Here is a 25,606-nt window from a genome sequence, read left to right as displayed (position 1 = left end):
GCCGTAGCCCTTGCCGGAACATTGCGCGTCATCTTTGTGGGTCAGGCAGAACGTCGGCGACCAGGACAGCGTCAGCAGGTAGTAATCGAACACCCCCGCCACCGATTCCGCCTGCGCCTTGCTCGACTGCGACTGACGCGCCGAACTCAAACCGATGCTACCGGCCGTCAGCGCAATCACCGCCAAAATTGTAAACAGCTTTTTCATCTACCCGCTCCTTGGGACGCCTGCGTCCGTGGTTTTCGATCCTGACCAGACTTGGCCAGCGCTGATTTCGACACGCTTGTGTTGCAAGTGCATGACGCAAGGCAACGCCGTACCCCGTTGAAAGGTCTACGATTAACAGGCAGCCATCAAACCAAGGGATCCGAAATGAGTAAAGCAGACGAACTCGCCGCCAAACTCAAGCAAACCCGGCACACCCACGCGGATGCCGCGCTGGAGATCGATTGCTGGCCGGCGCAGGTGTACGACTTGTACCACCGCATCGAGGCGTGGCTGCAGCCGGTCACCGAAGTCGGCCTGAAAATTCGGCGCAATCCGACCCACGTTTGCGAACGTTCTCCGGATGGTGAATCCCACGATTACGCCATCGACCAACTGGTAATCGAGGCCAATCATCAAACCCTGACATTCGATCCCATTGCGCGGTTTACCGAGGATGGCGCCGGGCGGGTGCAAATCATCCCCTCAGCCACGGACACCTATCTGCTGCGTACCGTGGATGAACACGGTGAAAGCCATTGGTGGGTGCAGTCGATTGAAACAGGTCAGCAACTGGATGCCATCGCCCTGACCGAAAACAATCTTTTGCTGGCGGTGCAGGAAGGCCTCGGTCTGTAAGCCTTTTACTGGCGCCGCGTCGAACAGAAATCGACGATCACCTGCGAAACGGCATCGAGCATCTGCGGATCGGCATGCGCTGCGACAAATAAGCGGAACTGCGCATCCGGCAACGCCGGCAAACCCTGCTCCGCTGCCAGCGCTGCCACCCCCTGCCCCAACTGACTCGCCGGCATCGGCGCCACGGCAAATCCGGATGCCGCCGCTGCGCGCAACCCGGCCGTGCTCGAACACAGCATGGCCGTGCGCTGAGAAATGCCGGCCCGGGCCAAACGCGTCAATGCGGCTTCGCGATACGGACACGGCTCTGGAAACAGCGCCAGCGGCAGTGGCGTCGGTAAATGCGCGACAGGTTGCGCGGCCCAGGCCCACACCAGCGGCTCCTGCCACAGCAAAACGCCAGATTCACCGGTTTCGCACAGCGAACCGATGACCATTTCCAGATCACCCTGTTGCATCTGGCTCAGCAAGGTCCCGGGAATATTCACCTGCACATCAATCTCCATGCCCGGATGCTGCGCCGCGCAATCCTGCAACGCGCGCAGTAACCGTGCCTCGACAAAATCCTCGGACACGCCAATCCGCACCCGCCCTTGAAACGGCGTGCGCGTGAGCTGCGCCCAGGCATCGCGGTTCAGCGCCAGAATCGTCCGCGCATAGGCCATGAGGCGCTCGCCATCGGCGGTGAGTTGTTGCGATCGCGTCGTGCGCTTGAGCAGGGGTTTGCCGACCTGCTCTTCGAGTCGGCGCAGATGACCGCTGACCGCCGACTGCGTCAGATGCAGTTTTTCCGCGGCACGACTGAAGCCGTCCTCATCGACAACGGTGACAAAGGTCTTGAGCAACAGGGCGTCGAACATAGTGAGATACGTGATCAATGGATGATTTATTTACAATTTATAGTTAGATCCTCGCTATGTTGCAATGCCTCGCACTCCCCCACCGAATGCCGAGGCCTTAACGTGACCACTCTTCTTCACATCGAATGCTCGCCGCGCAAACAGCGCTCCGCCTCACTGGAGGTCGCGCGCCAGTTCATCGACCGCTATCAACAGCATCACCCGCAGACGCGCCTCGAAACCCTGGATTTATGGGGCATGCAGCTTCCGGAATTCGACGAAGAGATGCTGAATGCCAAGTACGCCGGACTCAATGGCACACCGCTGTCGCCGCGCCAGCAAACGGCGTGGGATCAGCTCAAACACCTCGCCGCGCATCTGCATCGCGCCGATATTCTGGTGCTGTCGGTGCCGCTGTGGAATTTCAGCATTCCGTACAAGCTCAAGCATTTCATTGACCTGGTGTCGCAGAAAGACATCCTCTTCAGTTTCGACCCGCAACACGGCCTGCAAGGTTTGCTGAAAAACAAAACCGCCGTGGCCGCCTATGCCTGCGGAATGGATTTTTCCGCGCAATCGGCCACACCCGCCGAGCGCTTCGATTTTCAGAAACCCTACGTGGCCGCGTGGCTCGAGTTTATCGGCATCAGCGATGTGCACGAGTTGAGCGTCGAGAAAACCATTCTCGGCGAAGACGTCGATCGTCAGGCGCGGCTCGCGGCGTCACAACAGGCGCGGGATCTGGCCGATCATCTCGCCGCGAATGAAGCTGTCAAAACTGTAATCTCCGCCTCAGCCAACTGAAAGCTGGCGCTGGTTAGCCTCCCCGTCATGAGTCAAACGGGGATTTCCAGCGCATGCCTTCCAACCCATCACGACGCACCTTCGTCAAAGGCCTCGCCGCCGGCAGCCTGCTCGGTGGCCTTGGCCTGTGGCGCACGCCGGTCTGGGCGCTGAACGCTCCCGGTCAATTGCATGAACTGAGCGGCAGCGAGTTCGAGCTGTTCATTGGCGAAACCCCGGTCAACTTCACTGGCAGCCCACGCACGGCGATGACCATCAACGGCAGCCTGCCCGGCCCGTTGCTGCGCTGGCGCGAGGGCGACACCGTGACGCTGCGGGTGCGTAACCGGCTCAGCGCCAGCACCTCGATTCACTGGCACGGCATTCTGCTGCCGGCGAACATGGACGGCGTGCCGGGCCTGAGCTTTCACGGCATCGAGCCGGGCGGCGTGTACGTCTATCAATTCAAGGTGCGGCAGAACGGCACCTACTGGTATCACAGCCATTCCGGCTTGCAGGAACAGGCCGGTGTTTACGGGCCGCTGGTGATCGACGCGAAAGAACCCGAGCCGTTCCACTACGACCGCGAGTTCGTGGTGATGCTCAGCGACTGGACCGACGAAAACCCGGCCAACCTGCTGAAGACCCTGAAAAAACAATCCGACTACTACAATTTCCACAAACGCACCGTCGGCGATTTCATCGAGGACGTCAGCGAAAAAGGCTGGGGGGCCACCGTCGCCGATCGCAAGATGTGGGCAGACATGAAGATGAACCCCACCGACATCGCCGACGTCAGTGGCGCCACCTACACCTTCCTGATGAACGGCCACGCGCCGGATAACAACTGGACCGGGCTGTTCCGCGTCGGCGAAAAGCTGCGCCTGCGCCTGATCAACGGCTCGGCGATGACCTACTTCGATGTGCGCATTCCCGGGCTGAAAATGACCGTGGTCGCGGCGGATGGCTTGCATGTCAAACCGGTCAGCGTCGATGAACTGCGCATCGCCGTGGCCGAAACCTACGACGTCATCATCGAGCCGGACGCCGACGCGTACACGCTGTTTGCCCAGGCCATGGATCGCAGCGGTTATGCCCGTGGCACCCTCGCCACTCGCGCCGGGCTATCTGCGCCGGTACCGGTTGTGGATCCGCGCCCGTTGGTGACCATGGACGACATGGGTATGGGCGGCATGGATCACGGTTCGATGGACATGAGCGCCATGGATCATTCAGCGATGGGCCCGATGCAATCCCATCCCGACAGCGAAAAAGACAATCCGCTGGTCGACATGCAAGCCATGAGCACCGCACCCAAACTCAACGACCCCGGCCTCGGCCTGCGCAACAACGGTCGTCGTGTCCTGACCTACGCCGACCTGCGCAGCACCTTCGAAGACCCGGATGGCCGCGACCCGAGCCGCACAATCGAACTGCACCTGACCGGCCATATGGAAAAATTCGCCTGGTCGTTCAACGGCATCAAATTCGCCGACGCCGAGCCCTTGCGTCTGAAGTACGGCGAGCGCATCCGCCTGGTGCTGGTCAACGACACGATGATGACCCACCCGATTCACCTGCACGGCATGTGGAGCGATCTGGAAGACGAAAACGGCGACTTCCAGGTGCGCAAACACACCATCGACATGCCGCCCGGCACGCGCCGCAGTTATCGCGTGACCGCCGATGCGCTCGGCCGCTGGGCCTATCACTGCCACCTCCTGTACCACATGGAAACGGGCATGTTCCGCGAAGTGCGGGTGGAAGAATGAAGGGGCCGCTGATGACTCGACTCACCACGTTTTCCTTGTTGCTCATCGGCAGTTCGGCGATGGCCGCCAGCGACATGCCGGGCATGGATCACAGCCAGATGTCCGGCATGGATCACTCGGCCATGCAAAGCATGGACGACGGCATGATGCAGCCCGCCGCGCCGACCGAAAGCCGCACGCCGATCCCGCCCCTGACCGACGCCGACCGCGCCGCCGTGTTCACCAGCCCCGGCGGCCATCAGGTCCACGACAGCGCGATCAACAGCTACTTTCTTGCCGACAAACTCGAATGGCAGGACGCCGATGACGGCAGCGCGTTGGCCTGGGATCTGTCCGGCTGGATCGGTGGCGATATCGATCGTCTGTGGCTGCGCTCCGAAGGCGAACGCAGCAACGGCAAGACCGAAGACGCCGAGCTTCAGGCGCTTTGGGGCCATGCGATATCGCCCTGGTGGGACGTGGTCAGCGGCGTGCGTCAGGACTTCAAACCCGGCGCGCCGCAGACCTGGGCCGCGTTCGGTTTAAAGGGCATGGCGCTGTACAACTTCGAAGCCGAGGTCACTGCGTTTATCGGTGAAGGCGGCCAGAGCGCGCTGCGGTTCGAGGGTGACTACGACATCCTGCTGACCAATCGCCTGACCCTGCAGCCCACCGCCGAAGTTAACGTCTACGGGAAGAACGATGCGCAACGGGGCATCGGTTCCGGCCTTTCCAACACTGAGCTCGGCCTGCGCTTGCGTTATGAAATCCGCCGCGAATTTGCCCCCTACATCGGCGTAACGTGGAACCGTACTTACGGCAACACCGCCGATTACGCCCGCGAAGAAGGCGAGGATCGCAGCGAAGCGCGCCTCGTGCTTGGCGTGCGGATGTGGTTCTGAATCCCATTAGAAAACAACCCAGAGGTCTTGCATGCGCACATTGAACATCACCCTTGCACTCGCCAGCGGCTTGCTCCTGAGCAGCCTCGCCCAGGCCCATCCGAAACTGCTCTCGTCGAGCCCGGCCGAAGGTGCCGACGGCGGCGCACCCGGCAAGATCGAACTGCACTTTTCCGAGAACCTGCTGACCCAGTTCTCCGGCGCCAAACTGGTGATGACCGAAATGCCCGGCATGGCCCATTCGCCGATGCCGATGAAAGCCAAGGTCAGTGCCGGCAGCGACCCGAAAAGCATGCTGATCACCCCGCTCGCGCCGCTGCCCGCCGGCACCTACCAAGTCCAATGGCGCGCGGTGTCTAGCGACACGCACCCGATCACCGGCAATGTCACGTTCAAAGTGAAGTGAGCGATGGCTGACCTGATCAACATCCTCCTGCGGTTTGCGTTGTATGTGGATTTGCTGCTGTTGTTCGGGCTGGCGTTGTTTGCGCTGTACAGCGCTGAGGCGTTGCTGCGCTTTCGGCCGATATTGCGCGGGATGGCGTTGATCGGGGCGCTGTTGTCAGTCGCCGGATTGGTGTTGATGACCCGCGCCATGAGCGGCGAAACGACGTTCGCGGCGCTGTGGCCGCATCTGCAGATGATGCTGCTGGAAACCGACGTCGGGCTGGCGTGGGCGCTGCGGATGAGCGCGCTGATCGTGGTGTTGATCAGGCCCGGCGCAGGGCTTGCATCGTTGGCCGGCGCCGTCGCCCTCGCCTCTCTCGCGTGGAGCGGGCATGGGGCGATGGACGAGGGAGTGCTGCGGTTCTGGCATTTTCTCAGCGACATTCTGCACCTGCTCGCGGCGGGCGCGTGGCTGGGTGCGATGTTGGCGCTGGTGTTGATGGCGCGGGGGCTTGTGGATGAGGCGCGCATTCGCCTGCTGGTGTTATCGGTCAAGCGCTTTGAGTGGGTCGGCGCGGTGATCGTGCTGACACTGTCGATTACCGGTGCAGTGAATTACCTGTTTATCGTCGGGCCGAGGCTTGACGACGTGTTGCTCGGCACTTACGGGATGCTGCTGGCGATCAAGGTTCTACTGTTTGCGGGGATGTTGGTGTTGGCGGCGTTGAACCGCTTTCACCTTGGCCCTTCGCTGCAACAATCGTTGCGCGATGGGCAGCATGCCGTCGCGGCCAATGCGCTCAGACGCAGCGTGGTGGTTGAACTGGCAATGGCCTTACTGATCGTTGCATTGGTGGCGTGGCTCGGCACGTTGAGTCCGGCCCCGGGATGACACCCGACAAAGCCTTTCACTACACTGGGCCACCGTCCTTCCCGGAAGCCCGATCACAATGACAACACTAAAAAGCACAATGATCCTCTGCGGCCTGCTGACCGTGGCCGCCAGCGCCCACGCCGAGTCAAGTGCTTCACACCTCGACAGCATCCAGCAACAAGGCCAGTTGCGCGTGTGCACCACCGGTGACTACAAGCCCTATACCTTCAAACGCCCGGACGGCGACTTCGAAGGCATCGACATCGCCATGGCCCGCTCGCTGGCCGACAGCCTCGGGGTCAAAGTCCAATGGGTGCAAACCACCTGGAAAACCCTGATGCCGGACATGCAGGCCGGCAAGTGCGACATCGGTATGGGCGGCATCTCGGTGACGCTGGAGCGGCAGAAAAAAGCCTACTTCAGCAACACCCTCGACACCGACGGCAAGATCCCGCTGGTGCGCTGCGCCGATGTCAGCAAGTACCAGACGGTCGAACAGATCAACCAGCCCGATGTGCGCCTGGTCGAACCCGCCGGCGGCACCAACGAAGCCTTCGTCCACGCCTTCCTGCCCAAGGCGCAACTGGCCCTGCACGACAACGTGACGATCTTCCAGCAACTGCTCGACAACAAGGCCGACGTGATGATCACCGATGCCTCGGAAGCGCTGTATCAGCAGAAACTCAAACCAGGGTTGTGCGCGGTGAATCCGCATCAATACATGCAATACGGCGAGAAGGCGTACCTGCTGCCGCGCGATGACATCAGCTGGAAACTGTATGTCGATCAGTGGCTGCACCTGAGCAAGGTTACCGGCCAGTATCAGAAGGTCATTGGCGAGTGGCTGGCCGTGCCGCAGTAAAAAAACCTGAGGCTATTCTGTGGCGAGAGAACTTGCTCCCTCGCCACAAACTATTTGCCACTCAACAACCGCCGTATTTCAGTCGTCGTGCAACATCCCGGAGCTGTATTGGTTAAGACTGCTGCCAATACTGTTACCGCCAAACTTCAGGGTCGTCGCATTGTTGCGCCCCTGCGGCGACTGACAATCCGCCGAAAAACAACTCGTCGTGGTCAACCCACCCGCCCCCGAACAAGCACTCAACGCCGATACAGCGGCAGCAATCAACAGCACTTTGACGACATCGACGCGCATGGCACGACTCCCCTGGGGATGAAAAAACGAGACAACACCGACTGATACCACCATCCTAGGCCCACGCCTCAAACGGCAACATGAAACTTTACAGATCGACAGCGCAGGTTCAGTTGCAAACCCTGCGAGACAAGGACCGCCGAATGCAATTCCTCCCCCTCACCGAAATCGCCCCTGCGATCCAGGCCCACGTCCGCACCCTGCGCAACCAACCGGACGTGCGCAAATTCATGTACACGTCGCATGAAATCAGCGAACACGAACATGCCAAATGGCTAGCATCCTTGCACGGCAATCCACGGCAGCAAGTGTTTGTGGTGATCAAGGATGAGCAAGCGGTGGGCGTAGTTTCGTTGAATGCGATCAACGCTTTGCACAAGACCGCCGATTGGGCGTTTTATCTGGATGTCGGTTTGCAGGGGAAAGGCTTGGGCAGCGTGGTCGAGTTCTGGCTGCTCGATTACGCGTTTGATGTCGCGGGTCTGGAAAAGCTGAATTGCGAAGTGCTGGCGATGAACACCGCAGTGGTGAAGATGCATCAGAAGTTCGGGTTTGAGGTTGAAGGTGTGCGGCGGCAGAACGTGGTAAAGGACGGGGTGCGGGTCGATGTGGTGTTGTTGGGGATGACCAAAGCTGAATGGCTTGGCAAACGTCCGACGCTGGTCCCCGTGATCGAGCGGATCAGTGCGAGCTGAAAGTGTTCATCGCTGCAGCCACGCACTCGCAGGGATCTGCGCCAATGATTTGAAGGCAGGCCTGGCGAACCAGTACCCCTGCATCAGATAAATGCCGCAATCGGCGAGAAAATCTCGTTCCTCGGCATCTTCAATGCCCTCGGCGATCACCTCCACGCCCAACTCTCTACACATATTCACCACGTTACGCACGATGATCTGGCGCACTCGGTCACGGTGAATATCCCGGATCAGCGCCATATCCAGCTTGATCAAGTCCGGCTGAAAATCCGCCAACAAGTTAAGGCCGGAATAGCCGGCGCCAAAATCGTCGATCGCCGTCTTGAAACCAAACTCGCGATACTCACGCAATATGTTCATCAAATGCTTGTTGCTTTCAACGTGCTCGCCCTCCACCGCTTCGAAGATCAGCCGCTCCAACGGGAAGCCGTAAGTACGCGCCGCTTCCAGCGTGCTGCGAATGCACACCTCCGGCCGGTACACGGCATTCGGCAGAAAGTTGATCGACAAGTACTGGGTCATCCCTAACTCAGCCGCCGTGGAAATCGCCCGCACCCGACACAGTTGATCGAATCGATAACGGTTGTGATCGTCCACCTGCTCCAGGACTGAAAAGGCGCCCTCACCATTCACCCCTCGAACCAAGGCTTCATGGGCAAACGTCGTTTGATCGCGCAGATCGACGATGGGCTGAAAGGCAAAAGCGAAATCCATATCCGGCACGCCTTTGTTTTTACAACCGTGGCACCCTGCGGAAGAGGTCGATGATGTTGGAAAGTCGGACATGAACCACTCTGATGACGGCGTGCAACCTTCCATGGTGATAAAAAACAGCTACTGGACTTAGTTATCTGCAAACAAGGCAATAACTGTAGCCCTGCGGCGCCGGAATAGTTGAAGGCGCCGCGTGCTCTACGTGCAAATGCTCAGGTGCGGAAATGCGCGGTCATTCGCTGCAGGTCCTGCCCCAGCGACGCCAGTTCAATCGTCGCTGCCGCACTCTCTTCGCTGGCGACAGCCGACTGGTCAGCCACATCACGCACACTGACGATGCTGCGATTGATTTCGTCGGCCACGGCACTTTGCTGCTCGGCGGCGGCCGAGATCTGCAGGCTCATCTCCTGGATCGTACCGATGGACTGGTTGATCTCGGTAATTGCCAAGTCGGCCTTCTGCGCCAACTCCACCGTATCGAGGGTGCGCTCGCGGCTGGAGGCCATCAACGTCGCGGCCGCTTGCGTGCCTTGTTGCAGGGTGACGATCAGCGCTTCGATTTCCTTGGTCGAGTCCTGCGTGCGCTGCGCCAGCGAGCGCACTTCGTCTGCCACCACCGCGAAACCACGTCCCTGCTCACCCGCCCGCGCCGCTTCGATCGCGGCGTTCAACGCGAGCAGATTGGTCTGCTCGGCAACGGCTTTGATCACATCGATCACTTTGCCGATCTGCTCGCTGTCCTGAGTCAGCACGTTCATCGCACCGCCCAACTCTTCAATGGCCACCGCGAGCTCGCTGATCTGCACCGTCGCCTGCTTCACCACCGTACTGCCGTGGCGCGCCTGCTGATCGGCCAGGGTCGCGGCAGCGGAGGCATCAGTGGTGTTACGCGCCACTTCCTGCACGGTCGAAGCCATTTCGTGCATCGCCGTGGCGACTTGATCCACTTCACTTTTCTGCTGACGCACACCCGCACTGGTCTGCTCGCTCATGGCCGAGAGCTTTTCCGCAGAGGTCGAAATGTGCGTGACGCCATTGCCGATACCTTGCACCAGCGTGTTGAGGTTCTGCGCCATGTCCTGCATCGCATTTTGCAGATCGCCCAACTCATCCTTGCGCGCAGACTTGGCCTGTACCGTCAGGTCGCCTTTGGCAATACGTCGAGCCAGATCAACCGTCAGCGCCAGCGGCGCAGTGATCTGACGCGAAATGACCACCGAGGCAAAAAGCCCGATCACCAGCGCCAACACGGTCAATACCGCCATCTGGATAAAGGCCGAATGCTGATCCTCACGCGCCAGGCGCTGCTGGGTGTCCATCAGGCCAGTCATGATCTTGTCCATCGCCTTGCTTTCCTGGTCGACCTGCTCGCGCATGGTCTGCTTCTGCTCAAACAGCCCGGCCACTTCCACCAATACTTCGCGATAACGACGCATGCCGGCGTGCGCTTCCTCCAGTTGGCTCGACAGGGCCGTCGGCAGGCTGGTGCGCGCCTTGGTGATATCACCCAGGAAGGTATCAATGGTCTCCATCATCAGTTTTTTATTCACGTCGTTGGGCACCGCAATGTAACGACGCAACATCAGGCGAAACGTGGTCATGCCATTGCGCAAGTCGGCCACCGTGCGCAGCTCCCGCACGCGTTCGCCATCGGCAGACGCCAACGCACTGGTCGTGGTGCCTTCAAGCATGCCGGCAAAGGTCTGCGCGTACTTGTCCGACAGCGCCGTCAGCGGTTTCAGGGCATCCGTGGTCGACTGATCGGCAGCGATCAGCCGCTTGACCTTCTGGTCGTAGGCAACAATCGTGGCTTGCAAAGCCTTCAGAGCTTGCTGGTTCTCAGCGCGGGTCAAGGTGTCCAGCGCCTTGCTCACCAGTCCCTGCAAGACATTCAACTGAGCGTTATAGGAATCGGCGAACGCTGCGTCAGCGGCGGCTTCGTACTGTTTCTCGGACAAACGCATATCTTGCGTCGCGTCATTCAGCGTGCCAATCAGACGCGTCGTACTCAAACGATCAACCAGCACGCCGTTGCTGTTATAGCCAATGAAGGCAACCGCCAAAACAGCCAGCAAAAGAATGCCAAAGCCAGCGCCCAGCTTGCGGGAAACTTTGATGTCACCCAGGAAATTCGATGCTACTGCCATATTCAGCCTCAAACGCCCAGACGCGAAACGCCGGGCACAAAAAAATAGATCTCCGGCAACCGCAGTCACCGTCCAGACATTCGGGGGTCGTCATCCAAGGCGTAATACGGGACGCTCCAGCTGTCCCGGAAATGCAAATGCCGATGCGGATCCTGGTGAAGCGTCGAAAACAACCCGACGCGAGCACCGGCAGACAAACCCGTCACGTCGCAAGCAGAGCGTCTGCACGCCGGATTTATCGTTTCAGCAAAGGTGTCTGGGAGGATGCTATTAATTTTGCGAAAACTTGTACAACTTTATATTTTTGTATAATCGTTGAACTTTTCGAGCGGCGTGATGACGCATTGCCATCATGATTTGTGGCACATCGCTACTGACGTAAAACGGGGCTGGAAATGCTGATTCAGGTGCTGGCCCCTCTGCGGCGAGCAGTGGCTGCACGCCACAGAGGAGCGAGAGGTTTACGGCTTGATTTCGACCTTATCCAACGCCTGATTCACCGCCAACTCCCCCAACATCACCACCTGCGCAATGCCCAGCGCAGTCTTGCGCTGCGAGGGTTCGAGCGTCGCGGCGAAGTTATTGAGCATTTCCGAGGCGGAACCCAGCGTTTCACTGGCGTTGGCCAGCAGGGATTCCGAGTCGTACTTCGGATTGGCGAGGTACATGCGCTCGGGTTCGTTGGTGCTGGCCATGATGTGGCTGGCGGGAAGGAGATAGTGATCGAGGGCGCGCTCGGCGGCTTCGTGGAGTTTTTTGGAGTTGGGGGATTCGTAGGGGGATGCGGGGTCGGTTTCTGGCGGGTTGGGTGTTGGTTTGAACATAAGTGAAACTCCAATGCTATTTGTGGAGCTTTCACCCTCTCGCTACCAAACGATGGGTGGCGGCCATACGAAGGTTGGTAGACCGGGCATTGGAACCGGCGCTTCCGAAGAAGCCCTGCGCATGGCCACCATCAAAACAGCCCCCAAGAAAGGCGCTGTGCTGGGATGACGCAATGCATCAATGCTGCGGGTCTACCAAACCCGATCACTGTTTTTCAGTGACCCAAGAACGATAGAACCCGCGGGCTAGAGGCACAAGCCGGCGGATTCTGTCTTAGGTGTAGGGCGCGGCGCAAGATGTTGTAGGTGAGCGACTACAACAATATGTCTCATCTAAACATGCGAGTTTTCTGTGTTTAAAACGTTTAATAAGCACAGTGATCGAACCAGAGCCTGTCGCCATTTGCGAGGTGCTCTGTGCACTTTTTACAAGCGCTGTCCGTTGCTCCTATGATGGATCGGACTGACTTCTCTTCTAGCTCCCGTATCTAAAGGCTCAAAAACATCCCCGCCAACCCGCGTACCAGTTGCGTACCAGCAGCTCTTTTTCTCTCCCTTCTTCCCATGCCTTCTGCTGACGGCCTCAGCAAAATTTAAGCATCCGTTATCGGTTCCAATCCTGGCACTGTCGATCATCGGCTCAATCGAGTTTTGTGAGAGCTAATACCGCGTGTATGGAAGGAGGGAAAACCTCCTCGTCTATGCTTGACCCGTTTTCAGGTTGACCCCTGGGAAAAAGGTAATATAGGTAATATTCTGTTTTAACGCCGAAAAAACCCAATAAATTCAATATGTTAAGAAGAATCTATAAAGGTAATAATAGGGTAAGAAAAAGGTTAGAAAATTACCTTTAGTGGTAGTAATTCCGCTTACCTGCGAAACCCTTTAAAATCAATCAGTTATCAAAATATTACCTCCCTCCTTACCAAATATTACCTTCAAAGGTAATACGCCCAAGCCACGTTCTATAAGGGCTACAGCCCAATTTTTACACCGGCTTACCAAAATTACCTTTTTCCCAGCCTCGAACTGAAATCAGCCCCCCCAAATGCCCTGCTATGCTTCCTGCTTTCCGAATGGAGTCGAAGCATGGCCAGCGAATATTCCCTCACCGTCGTCCTCGAAAAAATCTACGAAAACCAGTTGGGACTTGAAGCTGCGTTGATGGAGTTGGTGCTGTTAGTCGAGCAGCAGGGATACGAGACCGTTGGGGAGAATGCCCGTGTCGCACTTGAGCGAATTGGCGAGAATGCAGGCTTTATCAATCAAGGCTTGGCACGATTAAAAAATCTGGAAAAGGACTAGCTTGTCCATGACAAAAACTAGTCCTTACGCACAAGCGTTAAATCACATGGAACGCATAGTTAATGTGCTTTCAATGCGCGTTCCTGCTCCCAAGCGTGTTCAATTTCGAGGGTCGTTCGTTTATCGGCATGTTGAGAAAACGATACATCAGGCATTGGTACAGAAGCTCGCACGGATGGTCAGCAGTCTTCATGCCGCAAGGCTGCTCTTGGAAGCGGGTTTTGTACAAGAACAGGCATCGCTACAACGCATTCTCGACGAAATTACCGAAGATATTTCGTTCTTGGTTTTTTCGATAACAAGCGGTGAGTCAACCCCAGCACATGAGAAATACTTGGAGTACTTTTTCCAAGAAGAATTTGATCCCTCTGAGCAGTCCGTTTCGTCTACGGACAGGGGAATGGTTTCGAGGAAAAAAATTCGCGCGTATTTGGATCGCTGCGTGAATGGCGCAAAAGGTTCAAGCAAACACCTAGACATTTCTAGAACTGTCAGCAAAGCATATTCTGGTTACGTGCATGCTGCATCACCTCAAATCATGGATATGTATGGGGGAGTTTCGTGTGGATTTTTTATGCGAGGCATGCGCGGGACAATCAGGCAAGCTGAGCATCGCGCTGACTTTTGGAACTATATGTATCGAGGCATCATGGCTTGTTGCTTAACAGCGCAGGCGTTCGATGATGACGAGTTGTTCGTTTCAATCCGCGAGTTTGAGGCTAGCTTTCGAGAGGCAACAAGCACCGACTATCAGTCAAATGATTGGCCATCAGTTGATGGCATCGATAACGGTTAGACAACATGATCACAAGTAAAAAACTGAAAACACTGGAAGCTATTAATTTTGTAAATGGCGCGAAAGAATGGATATAAACAAGCAGCACACCCCTATTGATGAACCTGTCGCACAGATCAACAGCGCCGTCATTTCCGAGATAAGCAACCTAGTCAAAGCTAGGCTTCAGCAAGACGTGCCAACTGATGAGCAAACAAAGACAATTTTAAATCTCGCTTACGAGATGGCAATTGAAAAACTGCATAAATTGTTGGACTCTCGTCATCCAGCCAGTTGGATACTAGAAGCTTATAAGCAGACTTTTATGTGGACTGCTGTCTACAAACAAGAGCTAACTCCATGGGAGAATTTCGAATCTCCTAAAGAGCTAGCACCTATTGGCAGGTTTGGTTGGCGCTATGCAATAGAGTATCTTCTCTCTAAAAAAAACTTAAATAGCATAAGTCGCGTAAAACCCACTTACGATGAAGTTTCTGAAGCATTCACGTTGCTCAACATTTCGGCCAACTCCGCAGAATGGTCAAACCTTATTCATTTTTTTCCAGACGTCTATGGCAACATTAAATTTGACTTGACTACCGACTATGGCTTGCTAACCCCATTATTGGACAACTCAGCAGAACCCACACTTGCAATCCGCTCAAGGTACATGTTCAAAAAAGAAGTAAATGAATGGAGCAGACTCACAACAACAAGAGCTCAATCTATAGAACATTTTGTAGAGTCAACCCTTAGCACGGCTATGAAGGAAGAGCTTGGTTTCACTATTGCTCAGCTAAAAACGCTGATTGACGCACTATGCCGAACAATCCTATCTTCCGGCTATACAATTATTTTACCAGGTCGATATATGATCGACTGGGCATCGGACGAAAGCGGAATACCAAAAGATACCGTTGCCAACATTTTTGACTTTATAAATTTATCACCTAATTCCTTAACAGATATCGACAGGGACTTTCTTGACAAGAAAGATCCTATTCGCATGATAAATTTTGCTGGCGTCAGAATTGACAACCTAAATCATCTGGGCTCAATCTACCCAAAACCAGCAACTAAAAAGCCGCATATAAAACAAGCAAAATGGCATATCATAATCAATATCTTCATGCTCGGAGAGTGGTATGACACATTCATGTACAAATGCTCTAATGGTCAGCGCCAAGATCTAAAATCCTATCCCGTACTGAATCATGCGCTCGAAAAAATTGAACAGTTTCAGAGACGAGACGTGTTTGAGTCTGTTGTAGCTGAAATTTTTACAGCACGTCAGGTAAAGCGCATTCAAAGTTTAAAAAAGTGGAGAACCCCAGAGGGACGTTCCATTCCCCTTCCCTGCGGCGAGATTGACATAATTGCCTACCATGAACCTTCTGGAGTGCTTTTTGTAGTTGAGTGCAAGGCTGGAGCACCGGCGTTAGACTCGAGAGGTTTTTCCCAACAACAAAAAGATCATTTCAAACAAAAAAAATACGATGAAAAATTTCGCTCAAAAATCGAATGGGTTACAGAAAACATACCTACCATTTTTCGTTCGAAAGAATTTGACGGCCTGCCCTACAATCTTGACTCGATCAAAGTTGTGCCTGTTTTTGTTACTCGATACCCCACCATCATCAAATTTTATATAGAAGATTATAAGGTCATGACGTTTGCGGAACTTGACGAGTACATCGTATCTACAATAACTGATAGCGCAGAACCCAAAACATAAAATTCTGCCTTCTATCAAAAGCGCCAGTGGGCGAATGATCGTTCTAAAGAATCGGACTTGTCTGTTTGTCATTAACAATCTGTGAAACAGACTGAACACCCCGAAACACCCGTGTTCCTGGGCGTTCAGTCGAGACTTACCTCCCGTACCGAAATAGGTAGAAGCTCCCTAAATGAAAACCGTCTAGAAAGAAAAACCCCCTGAAAAAGCTCTTTTTCAAGCCGACGCCCCCATAGACTGGGTACTTGACGAGCTTGTTTGGGGCTTCGGTCGCCCCGGCTGCGTTGTAAAGCTGCTGCATTTCTTTGCAAAACTTTGCAGTAGGTGCAAATGCTTAAAATAGCAGTGAGCCCCCGATGGGGCTTAGGCAGACCCTCGATTTCCCATCCCGAACCTTTGCGAAAAAAATGAACGCGAAGCCCGCCGGCGGGAGGGGGATAAGTGCTTTTTCAGGAGTTTTTTTCGTGGCGGCGGGATTTTCCAAAGACGGGCCAGTGATCGGATAGCCCAGGCGCAAAAAAGCCCCCGACAGCCAAGGCTGTGGGGGCTTGTATCCAGCGATCTGCCGCTGAGCTTAGGCCGCTACCACCTTCTCTACCTTCTCTACTGAAAGCGAGATACGACGCCCCAGCTCTTGCAGGGCGCGCTCCACGTTTTCGATCTTAGAGTGGTGGAGAAAGTCGACCAAGCGATCGACCTGGGGGCGATTAACATCCAGCCGACGGGCCAACTCAGCTTTGCTAACTCCCGACTCCAAGAGCGTATTCCACAATGCGACTTTCGATGCGGTGAGAGCTGGCAAACGCAGCACGAACTCGCCCTTAGCTTCCCCACCGGTTGGGATCGCCCGACGATCATCGACATAGATAGACAAAGCTGTCTCGATTGAATCCAGTGCGCTTTCATACGCCTCTTCCAGAGTATCGCCGGCGGCGTGCATCTCTGGGATTTCTGCACATGACAGCCAAAAGCTGCCCGGCTCTTTGTGAACATCTAACGCATAAGCAAACATAACGTTACCCTCCGCGGCATCCGCGACTTCCTCGACTTCCTCGACTTTCTAATCTTCCTGATTTTCTCGCTTTCCTGACTTCCTGACTTCCTGACTTCCTGACTTCCTGACTTGCTGACTTGCTGACTTGCTGACTTGCTGACTTGCTGACTTGCTGATGAGGGTACAGCTGGGCCTCAATCATTGAGACCCAGCTGTTTGATTATCGACTTTCTCAACCCTTCGGGCATTTCCTTGCCCGTGTGGTCGGGAAATACGGTTGATTCGCCATTTATTGAAACCTTGAAGTGGCTACCCTTGCCGTTCTGAAACAGAACGCCTTGGGCCTTCAACCATCGCCGAAACTCGCTGTATTTCATGTGCATGCCTCATCGTCTCGGTGAAGAAATTATGCAACACATATGATGCACGTGCAACATTTATGTTGCTTAAAATTCCATCATCACAATTCGCCGTGCGCCGTCAGTCGCTCTCTTGATGTGGCGTTATAAACGCTTCGATATACTGTTTTTATATACAGCACACTGAAAAAACAGGCATCGCCGATGAATAAAGAATCAACGAGAACCGTAGCGTCGGAGTCATCCGCAGTAGCGCAATGGCGGGTCATGTTGCGCGATGAGGCCGCTTTGCTCGCAATGCCCGGAGCCCATCACAAAGCATTGCTCAGGCAAGCACATGCACTGCATCAAGGCCAAATGATCGATAGCGACCATCTCGGCGATTTGCTTGAGTTAGCAGACGCGGCACTGTCCTACGCGATCGAATCGCTACTCGACCTCGAATCTGACGATTAGGAGAAGCCATGTACGTACTGGTCACACCCATGCGCTTGCGTGGCGTCGCACTGGATCCGAAAGAGCGACGTCGTTATTCGGCGATCCGGGGCAACGTCATGGTTAACTCTACTGCGTGCCATGAGTTAGGCCGAGCTGCCAACATTGCTCGCGTTATGGTGGGAATGCCGCTTGATCCGGATCCGCTACCGCCTCTGCTTGATGCGACCCTGGCTGGGATGGCCGTAACCGGTTTCGTCTTGAGTGGAATTGAATACATCGACGGCTGCGCTTACGCACAGTCTTGGTGGTGCCGGCAGGAATAGAAGGATGCAGGGGCCAATGGCCCCTGCTATTGACGCGTTATATTTCCCGAGCGAGAACGAACAGGCGGACAGTCCAATAGACTGCTTGGAGCGCTCGAATCATTTCTTCAGGTAGATAACGATTTATAAGTATCTTCATATAAAGATGCTCAGAGAGTTGGCAGGAACCGCTACCTGCAAAGGTGCGGGGTGTCCTACCCGTCTAGCAACTCAACCCGCCAAAAAAGAAACTTATCAACGCAACTCGTTAAATAATGATTATTTCCTAATTAGGGAAAAGCTCAGAACTAACGTCTTTTGACAAGTATTCTTGCTTGACTGGTCTGTCACAGAGCCATACTCTTTGAAATTCCGGTATCAAAGAAGCAAAACCTCGGGTAGTTGGGAAGGATGCTAACACAGCTTTTCTGGCGTGGAACAGCCAATGCGGCACATCCGAGGAACACAACAAAGCCCGGCCCCGCCCGGGCTTTGTTGTGTCTGGCGCCAGTGCGAGAGCGCCGATTTGACACCGCTGCCTGAAACACAAGGGTTTCGTTGAGGCGTTGATCAAATTTGTTTACCGATAACGGTGAACTTTCGTAAACACTAGTAAACACTATGTCACAAAAACTTTCCGACAGACGGTCATCAGCAACTAATTGTATCAAACAAGGCGCTCGCCCCATCTTCCACACTTTACTGTGGAAATATGTACGAATACCGCATAACCATTTATGCCCGCACACTCTCAATAGTAAAACATGCCTAGTACGTAACGCGCTTTAATACCCCTGCGTGGGATGCAGCCCATGCGCTGTTCGTGGAAAAAGCAGCCGCGTTGGAAGGTGCCGGACTCGGCCCGTGAACGTGTGCAGCGATCTGAACATTCATCTGTTCCAGCAGGTCGAGCACATCGCAGACCACCTGGAACAAGTTCACGCGGTCCGAGCCGATCCAATTCTTTGGCGCCTGCAACCGTTGGCTGGCTACTGCAACGCTTTCACGCAAGCCTTCGATCCTTTCCTGCATATCGCCCCCCACCGTAACGTTGTGCTTCTGCCCCACAACTACATTCAGATCCCGGCCCGTCGCCTGGTGCAGATCGTCCACCGCCGCCAGGCTCGCGGTTCCACCCGACATCAGTTTGAGCGCGCCCAGCGCCTCGATCTTTTTCACACCACCCACCGTCTCGGTCGAGTGGTCATCGATCGTCTGCGTGTGGCTCTGGAACTGCTCGCGGTTGTCCAGGGCTTCGACTTCGCGCTCGATCGCTTGATCACGGATCTTGCCATCGGTCTGGCGTAGCCAGTTGCCGTCGGCATCGACGCGTTGCTGGGCGGCCTCGCTGTGCTGCCACACCTGATCCCCCTTTGGCACCCTGGGCATGCTCAACCCGTGCGGCAAGATCGATTGGATGTACGGCTTGTTCGGCAGGCCGTAGGCGAAGCACACCACCACCCGCGTGCCTTCTTCCGGAAAGGCGTAAATGCCCATTTCCTCGCCACCGGTGGGCAGCGGCAGAGGAACGCCAGTGAGCGCCGGCATGGCCGGATCTGGCTCGTCATCCGGGCCGAGTACGACAATGTCCACGGCGTAGCGGGGGCGGAAGTCGTCGCACAGTCCGGCGTCCGCCGGCGCGTCGGCCACGGCGGTAACCTGGGCAAAGCGCGGCAGGTGATAGCCACCGGTGAGTTCGGGGAATTGTCGTTCTACAGAGCGGCGGATTGCGTCGTCCATCGGATGGCCATCTGGTCATTGGTGAGTGCAACAGTGGTAATGCGCTCGCCGTTGTTGATCGTTGCACCTGGTCGTAACCCGGGAAGGGCGGCGACCATGGCGCTCTGGTTACCCTGGTAGCTGTCGAACAGCTCCGTGGGAATCTGCAGCGGCGCACGTGCGCCGAAAAAACTGTCGGTCCAACTGCCGGCGAACACTTCCCCGTTGCCCAGCTGGTGCCAGGTGAAGTCGGGAATGCTGAATACCCGGGCGAGACTGTCCATCGCCTGGTAACCGGCAGCGAGGCTGTAAAAATACGGCGCCTTCACGCTGGCATAAGGCCGATCGGGAACACGGAAACGCAGGCCGGTCTGTTCGCTGACCTGGGCCAGCACAGCACGCAGATCGACATGACGCAGGTTCAACGGCAACGGGTTGGCCAGCACTGCGGCCAGTTCCCGGCAAAACAGCACCTGTTCCACCGCGTTGGCGGCCGTGCAGCGCTCGACGTAGCCGATAAAGTGCCGTTGCAGCGTGCCCTCGTTGTAGCCGATATCCAGCGTCACCAGCCCTTTGAGCGGCACAGAGGATTGAACGGTGAAGTTCGCCCGGCCGGGGCTGGTAGCGTCCAGCCTGACGTCCTCCTTGATGAGAGCGATCGGGGCGCCGTTGATGGAAAGTATCTTGTGCAGCTTCACGTCTGCTCACTCCCGCCCAACCACTTATCCACACGTCCCAGCACCTTTTCGAAGCCGCTCAGCGCGGGGTTGTCGCTGGTTCCTTCGCCGTTGCCGGCACCGCCGTCACCGACCGGGCTACCCGGGGCGCCTTGCGCGTCTACCTTGTTTCCGGCGCGCCGTCCTTCGACTTTCTCCGGGTTCGATTCGCGCTCGCTTAGCGTGAATTGCACAAGCCAGGCTTTCAGGGTGTCCGCTTCCCGGGCGCTGACGCCGTCGGAGAATTCCACCTGACGCACGCCGAAGGCTTCCGCCGTGTCGTTCACGATCCGGTACAGGTGCAACTGACCGCCGCTGGCCGTGGTTTCAGCCATGCGCATCAGATCTGTCAGCTGGGTTTTATCCACAAAGGGAATCATCAGCGAGACGGCCAGCGTCTTGGGCTTAAAGCCCTTGTGCGCCTTGTCGGTGTTGCTGGTCTGGCCGGACATATCGCCGCTTTCGATTCGCAAATTGGCCGTGACCTTGAGGTTCTTGCCCTGGACTTTTTGTCCGTCGAGTAATAGCGTCATAGGCCCACCAGTTCCTGCACGAAACTCAGCCCTTCTTTGCTGCCGACCAACAACAGGCCGGCGCACTGAATCCATTCGTGGCCCGGGGCGTCACCGGCCACCAGTTCGCGGCGCAATTCGCCAGCGGTGCCCGGGCCGATCATCCGCGCGCGCATGCTGACGTCAGGGCTTCCCCCAGCCAGTAGCTTTTGCAGGTCAGCCAATTGCTTATCCCGTCCCTGCTGCTGGGCACTCTTGCGCGCTGCCAGCACTGCAAGATCGGCCAACGGCGAGCTGTCGGCCGCGTAGCCCTCCAGCACCGCCAGTTGGCCGGCCATGGACTGCTTGGCAGCTTTGACCACCGTGCAACGTTCCAGCGGCAAACCCTGCCAGCGCGGCAGCGGCCCGGCGCCGGGGATCTCCCACTTTTCGCTTTCAAGCTTCAGCAGGTGTTGCGCCCGGCGCTCGGTGCGCACCAGGTCAGGAATCGGCAGCAGTGCATTGAATCGCGCCAAGCCGCTGGCCAACTGTTCCAGGCGCGTGCCCAGGAACAGGATCGACAGCGCGTATTGCGGCCCGGTCGGGCGCCCGCTGTCGCTGGCGTCTTCCAGTTTCTTGGCGAGATGTTCCAGCGCATTGGGGGCCGACAGAAAGCGCTGATAGCCCGCACCCTGGCCAACGCCGCTTTGAAACGGTGTCACAACCAGACACGCCGGCACCTGGCCCAACTGCTCGGCTAGCGCTGCGCGTCCGGCCTCGATCGCGCCTTTTGCTGCATCACCGACCGGCCCCGGGTTGGTGTTGGCCAGTCCACTCAGGCCAGCCAGGCGCTGGGCGGTGCTGGCCAGTTCGCCACCGGCTAGATCCTTGGCTGCTGACAGCCCACCCATCCATTGCGTGGCCTGCTCCGGCCAGCGCATCGTCACCGGTGCCCAGGTCATGCCGGCGGCGTCCAGGTGATGGCTTTCATCGCCTTCAGATTTTTGTCTTTTTGAGCATTCGCCAAAGCTTGGCGCAGTGTTTCCGCGTGCTGTTGCGCCGCTTGCCGGAAGCGCACCAGGTCAAGGCTGACTTTCTGCAATTGTTCGATGGTGTGCGGCCGGAAAGCCAGCACCTGGTCGGCGTCATAGCACGGGTAAACGTCATCCAGGCCCAGCAATACTTGCCCGTTCAAATTCACCTGGTCGTCGATCGCGCTGCTGTAGTGGTATGGCTCACCTAACGCGCTGGAATTGAAGCCGCCGGCGATGTAAGCCGCACAGTCAGTAGCGATTGCTTGCAGTTTCTTTTCACGCAGAGCAGCCAGCACAGCGTCGATGTCATCTACCCATTCGCCATTCTTCCAGACCTGATTAGGCCCGGGCTTCTTCATGGTGAAACCTGCCGGCATCACTTCGAAACCTTCCAATGTTCGCGGCTCGCCGGTCTCGGTGCTGTACACCACGACGCCACCGAAGAAGTCCACAAGCTGCCAGGCTTTGCCGTTCCACCACGCGGCTTTGTGTTCCGGAACTGCTGGTGGTGCAGCCTCCACGCAGCCACCGGGGATCAGATACACACCCTCTTCCAGCGGCGATTCCTCAGCCTTCACGGCACCAATAAAGATGCCGAGATAGTCCGTCTGATAAACGAGTTTGTCTGTCATGCTCGATCTCAATACTTGATGCAGTAATAAAGGGCCATGTTCTTCGGCCGGGTTTCGGTACCGCCATTGGCGGCGACGGTCACGGCGTGGGTGTGGGCACCGCCGCCACTGACACCAACGTTGTGCGCATGCTGGCCAGCGGCACCGATGCCGACGTTGTGTGCGTGGTTGCCCTGGTAATCGGTTCGCATTGGTCGCCCGTCGGCATTCTTTCCGCCGCCGATCTCAAGCTCCGTCCAGACACTGCCGCCTGCTGGGTAACCAACGTTCACGCCGGCACCGTTGTCGACAGTTCGGAACCCGTGGTCATGGTTACCCTGGGCATCAGTCCAGGCGCTGTGGACGTGGTTGCCTTGCGCATCTGTCCAAGCGGTGTGCAAGTGATCACCTACTGCAGCGGCCGAGGCTGTGTGAGCGTGCAAATGCAGAGCCATGTCCTGGAACGATCCGAAAGCCCGGCCGGGATCGACGCCGCGACCGTCATCAAACGCACGGGGGAACAGACCGCGCATGTCCGGCACGTTGAACGTGGTTGTTCCGTCACCTGCCCCGTAGTGCGTGCCGATGCGTGCGAACAGGCCAGCGAATGCAGTACGCGAGATAGCGGCGCCGTTGCATGCAAGCCAGCCCGCCGGCGCCGAATACATGCTGAAGCCGGCAACCATGCCGGTCATCGAGTCGCCGACTTGCTTCTGCAGTTTGTTCAGCGCGGCGGTCGTCGCCAGAATCTCGCTACTGTTGGTGGTCGGGTCGTCGCTCTTTGCGTTGGGCAGGTTGCCGAGTCCGACGTCTTCTTTGGTCGTCGCCCGGGCGCGGAGATTCGCGTAATCACCCTCACGCGCCGCGAAGTGTTGAACTAGTGGCCCGGCAATTGACTCCGGCTGGCGCTCATCCCAGAACGCGGTCGGCGACGTGTAATGGGCGATCGGCACGCAGTAATGGCGCGCGCCGGCGGCGTCTGTGTAGTCGGCCTGTTCGCCATAGACGACTTTCCACGTCGCCACCCGATCGCTTAACTGCCGTTCCAAGCAGACGTCGAGGGTGATTTTTCCAGCGGGAATAACGCCAGTGAACGGCAAAGGCTTCGCCAGCAAAACGCGGATGCCTTCAATGTAGGCAGTACCCGCGCCCAACTGAAACCCGTTTTCGCTCTTGCCGAATGCCAGCGAATTACCGAAAAAACAGGCGCGCCCGTACAGCTCGCGATTGCTCAGCCGCTCACGCTCATCTATTCCGGCAAGGCGCACAGTAAAGTCATGCTGCCAAGTGCTGGCGTCAATCGTGATGCCCGTCAGTTGCATGGCACCGTCATAGGCCACCAGAAAGTTTCGGGTGACGTTGTTGCCGATCTGCTGCGGTGGGATGTTCTTGCGCTTTTGCTGCAGCGGCACGTAGGACACGGCGAACAGCAGGCCGTCCGCATCCTCAAGGCCGACCCAGTTAAAGTCCCAGTCGCCGATATCCGACCCCAACTGGGCGCTATACACGACCTGGTTAGGATTCACGAAACCGGCGTTTTCTTTAGGGATGTCGTAGACATGGACAATCTGCGCCGCCGGCGGTTTGCCGGCAGCGCGGTCGACCGGGGTTTCCGGGTTCAGGTCGGGCACGTTGGCGAAGATAAACCGCGTGATGGTCAGCGGCTTTTGTTGACCTTGTTTCAGGGCGATTTGGCTTTCGCCGGCCAAAGTAATACTGGCGCTCACGGTGCGCTCCTACAGGCTGGCAACCAGCGTTTGCTGGTCGTCGTTGAAGTCGATCAGGGCGATTTGCAGCCCCACGGGGGTGATGGTCACGAAGTCGTATCGCCGGCAGGTGCGGCCGTATTGCTGGATCAGCACACGCAACAGTTCAGGGTTCAGCGACAACTGAGCGTTGCTGAACTTCAGCAGTACGACGTCCCAATCCCGGTCAGGCTGGCGCTCCTCGATCTCGACGTAACCCACGCCAAGGCGCATGAAGATGCGCTTCAGGCCGGCGGTGCTGCCGGCGTCGACGGAGTTGATAAAGGCGTATTTCACCCGCAGCCGGAACAGGGATTCCGGTTCACCTTGAAAGCGCGTCACGTCGCGCTGCCAGGCCCACAGTTCAAGAATGCTCATGTGGCAGGTATCGGGATCGATCTGCGAATAGGGCCAGCGCAGCCAACCGGTGACGGTTTCCCACCACGCCTGTGCAGCACTGACCAGCTTTGAAAGCTCAGTGCCTTCAAGCCAGAACGGCAATTTGATCTTGATCACTGAATCACCACCGTCAGGTTCTCCAGGCGGGGAATGGATAGACCATTCACTGCATCCACCATCGGCGTGATTTTCACGGCTTCAATGTTTGGGAACTGTTCGTGCAGTTCGGTGCAGAGGCGACTTTTGCTGAATCGCGCTTGTGGATAGGTCAGCGTGGGTTGGTAGTCGCGGGGAGTGCTTTCGCGAAAGGCCGCACGTACAAAAAACTCCACCTCCTGCTTCAATGTGGCTTTCTGCTCTGGCGTCTGATTCGGGAACGGCCAGACGTTCACCACAATGCTGGAAAGGGTTTCCGGCATGACCATGGCCAGCAGATCATCGCCGTGGCCATGGTTGCCCTGGTCGCGGATATGCGCGTTGATCTTTTCCAGGTAACTGGCCGCCGGCACACCCGCGTCAAACAGCACATAGGCGTTCGCACTGCCCGGCCCACGCGGTGCGCCGTGTTCGAAATAGACGCCGTCCGGACGTACACCCGGGAAGGCCGAGATCATGGCGCGATACACCGCGTCGGTGTGCCATTGGTTCACCGCCGAGAATTGATTGCGCACACGCAAACGCAGCTGGTCGTTCGGCTCCGGATCCGCGCCTGGTGATTCCAGCCAACCGTCCTTGTTCACCACCTGGACAATGCCGGGGATGGGCACCGGCAAGATCGCGTAGTAACCCGGGGCGAGGTTGAAGCCACTGCCGGACTCGATCGCCTCCACCGGCACTTCCAGCTGCAGCTGGCCTGCTGCGAATGTCGCCGGCGCCGTAGTGATCAGTTTGTAGACGTTGCCGTTGATGGCGGCCGACTGCACCACAATGCCTTTTTCCAACTCCATGACGCCGTCCGGCACGGCCCGGGTAAACAGCAATTTGCCTTGGGCTTTGGTCGCGCCCTTGCGCTCGACGTTGACCGCCCAAGCGAGCATGTCCAGCCATGCGTCCACCGCCGTTTTCACA

General features: G+C 56.9%; 28 protein-coding genes and 2 pseudogenes. 13 read left to right on the top strand and 17 right to left on the bottom strand.

Translation table 11 applies throughout. The features are described 5' to 3' along the window. A pseudogene (locus DBR24_RS32910) lies at positions 1–207 on the bottom strand (ribonuclease); the annotation flags it as partial. A gap of 165 nt (positions 208–372) precedes the next feature. Here DBR24_RS32910 and DBR24_RS19345 point away from each other — a divergent pair. Next, on the top strand, positions 373–843 hold the full coding sequence (locus DBR24_RS19345; protein WP_123462150.1) for a hypothetical protein: 471 nt from the start codon (positions 373–375) through the stop codon (positions 841–843). A gap of 5 nt (positions 844–848) precedes the next feature. Here the strand turns inward: DBR24_RS19345 and DBR24_RS19340 are convergent, their stop codons facing one another. After that, positions 849–1,703, bottom strand: a complete 855-nt coding sequence (locus DBR24_RS19340; RefSeq protein WP_123462148.1) for a LysR substrate-binding domain-containing protein — start codon at positions 1,701–1,703, stop codon at positions 849–851. Positions 1,704–1,805: 102 nt separating this feature from the next. Between DBR24_RS19340 and DBR24_RS19335 the strand changes: the two genes are divergently transcribed. From DBR24_RS19335 to DBR24_RS19310, 6 genes are read left to right on the top strand one after another with little or no spacing between them, the layout of a single operon-like run. Next, positions 1,806–2,486, top strand: a complete 681-nt coding sequence (locus DBR24_RS19335) for an FMN-dependent NADH-azoreductase (protein WP_128615546.1) — start codon at positions 1,806–1,808, stop codon at positions 2,484–2,486. A 53-nt stretch (positions 2,487–2,539) separates the two neighbouring features. Then, on the top strand, positions 2,540–4,237 hold the full coding sequence (locus DBR24_RS19330) for a copper resistance system multicopper oxidase (protein WP_128615545.1): 1,698 nt from the start codon (positions 2,540–2,542) through the stop codon (positions 4,235–4,237). A gap of 11 nt (positions 4,238–4,248) precedes the next feature. Beyond that, the gene (locus DBR24_RS19325; RefSeq protein WP_128615544.1) at positions 4,249–5,118 is read left to right on the top strand and encodes a copper resistance protein B; all 870 of its coding nucleotides are present in this window, start codon (positions 4,249–4,251) and stop codon (positions 5,116–5,118) included. 31 nt (positions 5,119–5,149) lie between these two features. Further along, complete coding sequence (gene copC, locus DBR24_RS19320) at positions 5,150–5,524, top strand: copper homeostasis periplasmic binding protein CopC (protein ID WP_123462142.1); 375 nt, start codon at positions 5,150–5,152, stop codon at positions 5,522–5,524. Between the two features lie 3 nt (positions 5,525–5,527). Further along, positions 5,528–6,397, top strand: a complete 870-nt coding sequence (gene copD / locus DBR24_RS19315; protein WP_128615543.1) for a copper homeostasis membrane protein CopD — start codon at positions 5,528–5,530, stop codon at positions 6,395–6,397. A gap of 58 nt (positions 6,398–6,455) precedes the next feature. After that, positions 6,456–7,241, top strand: a complete 786-nt coding sequence (locus DBR24_RS19310) for a transporter substrate-binding domain-containing protein (protein WP_123462137.1) — start codon at positions 6,456–6,458, stop codon at positions 7,239–7,241. Between the two features lie 78 nt (positions 7,242–7,319). Here DBR24_RS19310 and DBR24_RS19305 read toward each other — a convergent pair whose 3' ends face one another. After that, positions 7,320–7,535, bottom strand: a complete 216-nt coding sequence (locus tag DBR24_RS19305) for a hypothetical protein (protein ID WP_123462135.1) — start codon at positions 7,533–7,535, stop codon at positions 7,320–7,322. A gap of 143 nt (positions 7,536–7,678) precedes the next feature. Here DBR24_RS19305 and pseH point away from each other — a divergent pair, with 143 nt between their 5' ends. Next, a complete protein-coding gene (gene pseH / locus DBR24_RS19300) occupies positions 7,679–8,230 on the top strand; it encodes a UDP-4-amino-4,6-dideoxy-N-acetyl-beta-L-altrosamine N-acetyltransferase (RefSeq protein ID WP_128615542.1) in 552 nt (183 codons plus the stop codon). 6 nt (positions 8,231–8,236) lie between these two features. Here the strand turns inward: pseH and DBR24_RS19295 are convergent, their stop codons facing one another. From DBR24_RS19295 to DBR24_RS19285, 4 genes and pseudogenes are all read right to left on the bottom strand, one after another. Continuing rightward, positions 8,237–9,016, bottom strand: coding sequence for an EAL domain-containing protein (locus tag DBR24_RS19295; protein ID WP_128615541.1), 780 nt, complete (start codon positions 9,014–9,016; stop codon positions 8,237–8,239). 140 nt (positions 9,017–9,156) lie between these two features. Beyond that, complete coding sequence (locus tag DBR24_RS34895; RefSeq protein WP_371921331.1) at positions 9,157–9,936, bottom strand: methyl-accepting chemotaxis protein; 780 nt, start codon at positions 9,934–9,936, stop codon at positions 9,157–9,159. 78 nt (positions 9,937–10,014) lie between these two features. Then, positions 10,015–11,091: pseudogene (locus tag DBR24_RS34890) on the bottom strand (methyl-accepting chemotaxis protein); the annotation flags it as partial. A gap of 461 nt (positions 11,092–11,552) precedes the next feature. Continuing rightward, positions 11,553–11,915, bottom strand: a complete 363-nt coding sequence (locus tag DBR24_RS19285) for a DUF6124 family protein (protein ID WP_128615539.1) — start codon at positions 11,913–11,915, stop codon at positions 11,553–11,555. A gap of 1,089 nt (positions 11,916–13,004) precedes the next feature. Here DBR24_RS19285 and DBR24_RS19280 point away from each other — a divergent pair. The 3 genes from DBR24_RS19280 to DBR24_RS19270 all read left to right on the top strand — a co-directional run bounded on the left by DBR24_RS19280 (position 13,005) and on the right by DBR24_RS19270 (position 15,730). Continuing rightward, positions 13,005–13,220: a hypothetical protein gene (locus DBR24_RS19280; protein WP_128615538.1), complete on the top strand. Its 216-nt coding sequence runs from the start codon at positions 13,005–13,007 to the stop codon at positions 13,218–13,220. Positions 13,221–13,227: 7 nt separating this feature from the next. After that, positions 13,228–14,016 (top strand): hypothetical protein, encoded by a 789-nt coding sequence (locus DBR24_RS19275; RefSeq protein ID WP_128615537.1) that lies wholly within the window; start codon positions 13,228–13,230, stop codon positions 14,014–14,016. Positions 14,017–14,083: 67 nt separating this feature from the next. After that, entirely contained in the window at positions 14,084–15,730 is a 1,647-nt protein-coding gene (locus tag DBR24_RS19270; protein ID WP_128615536.1) for a hypothetical protein, read from the top strand. Between the two features lie 574 nt (positions 15,731–16,304). On the opposite strand, the gene DBR24_RS19265 is transcribed toward DBR24_RS19270, so the two are convergent. Beyond that, positions 16,305–16,742, bottom strand: a complete 438-nt coding sequence (locus DBR24_RS19265) for a type II toxin-antitoxin system HicB family antitoxin (RefSeq protein WP_128615535.1) — start codon at positions 16,740–16,742, stop codon at positions 16,305–16,307. Between the two features lie 176 nt (positions 16,743–16,918). Then, a complete protein-coding gene (locus DBR24_RS19260; protein ID WP_128615534.1) occupies positions 16,919–17,101 on the bottom strand; it encodes a type II toxin-antitoxin system HicA family toxin in 183 nt (60 codons plus the stop codon). Positions 17,102–17,287: 186 nt separating this feature from the next. Here DBR24_RS19260 and DBR24_RS19255 point away from each other — a divergent pair, with 186 nt between their 5' ends. Together DBR24_RS19255 and DBR24_RS19250 are read left to right on the top strand one after the other, a co-directional pair. Continuing rightward, positions 17,288–17,539: a hypothetical protein gene (locus DBR24_RS19255; RefSeq protein ID WP_256591647.1), complete on the top strand. Its 252-nt coding sequence runs from the start codon at positions 17,288–17,290 to the stop codon at positions 17,537–17,539. 8 nt (positions 17,540–17,547) lie between these two features. Next, positions 17,548–17,844 carry a hypothetical protein gene (locus tag DBR24_RS19250; RefSeq protein ID WP_128615533.1) on the top strand — a complete coding sequence of 99 codons (297 nt, stop codon included), beginning with the start codon at positions 17,548–17,550 and terminating at the stop codon, positions 17,842–17,844. A gap of 747 nt (positions 17,845–18,591) precedes the next feature. On the opposite strand, the gene DBR24_RS19245 is transcribed toward DBR24_RS19250, so the two are convergent. The 8 genes from DBR24_RS19245 to DBR24_RS19210 all read right to left on the bottom strand — a co-directional run. Next, a complete protein-coding gene (locus DBR24_RS19245) occupies positions 18,592–19,563 on the bottom strand; it encodes a hypothetical protein (protein WP_128615532.1) in 972 nt (323 codons plus the stop codon). Continuing rightward, positions 19,536–20,240: a hypothetical protein gene (locus DBR24_RS19240; protein ID WP_128615531.1), complete on the bottom strand. Its 705-nt coding sequence runs from the start codon at positions 20,238–20,240 to the stop codon at positions 19,536–19,538. The genes DBR24_RS19245 and DBR24_RS19240 overlap by 28 nt, the downstream gene beginning before the upstream one ends. Beyond that, positions 20,237–20,791 carry a DNA-binding protein gene (locus DBR24_RS19235; RefSeq protein WP_128615530.1) on the bottom strand — a complete coding sequence of 185 codons (555 nt, stop codon included), beginning with the start codon at positions 20,789–20,791 and terminating at the stop codon, positions 20,237–20,239. Before DBR24_RS19235 ends, DBR24_RS19240 begins: the two co-directional genes overlap by 4 nt. Then, a complete protein-coding gene (locus tag DBR24_RS19230; RefSeq protein ID WP_128615529.1) occupies positions 20,788–21,711 on the bottom strand; it encodes a hypothetical protein in 924 nt (307 codons plus the stop codon). Before DBR24_RS19230 ends, DBR24_RS19235 begins: the two co-directional genes overlap by 4 nt. Next, positions 21,708–22,415, bottom strand: coding sequence for a hypothetical protein (locus DBR24_RS19225; RefSeq protein WP_128615528.1), 708 nt, complete (start codon positions 22,413–22,415; stop codon positions 21,708–21,710). Before DBR24_RS19225 ends, DBR24_RS19230 begins: the two co-directional genes overlap by 4 nt. Before the next feature lie 8 nt (positions 22,416–22,423). Next, a complete protein-coding gene (locus tag DBR24_RS19220) occupies positions 22,424–24,121 on the bottom strand; it encodes a phage tail protein (RefSeq protein WP_128615527.1) in 1,698 nt (565 codons plus the stop codon). A 9-nt stretch (positions 24,122–24,130) separates the two neighbouring features. Beyond that, positions 24,131–24,655 carry a phage tail protein gene (locus DBR24_RS19215; protein ID WP_128615526.1) on the bottom strand — a complete coding sequence of 175 codons (525 nt, stop codon included), beginning with the start codon at positions 24,653–24,655 and terminating at the stop codon, positions 24,131–24,133. Next, on the bottom strand, positions 24,652–25,606 hold a 955-nt coding region (locus DBR24_RS19210), incomplete at its 5' end, for a baseplate J/gp47 family protein (protein ID WP_256591646.1). The genes DBR24_RS19210 and DBR24_RS19215, both read right to left, overlap by 4 nt.

This window comes from Pseudomonas sp. HMWF006 (assembly GCF_003061205.1).
Taxonomy (GTDB): Bacteria; Pseudomonadota; Gammaproteobacteria; order Pseudomonadales; family Pseudomonadaceae; genus Aquipseudomonas; species Aquipseudomonas monsensis.
This window is presented reverse-complemented; position numbering and strand designations above follow the sequence as displayed.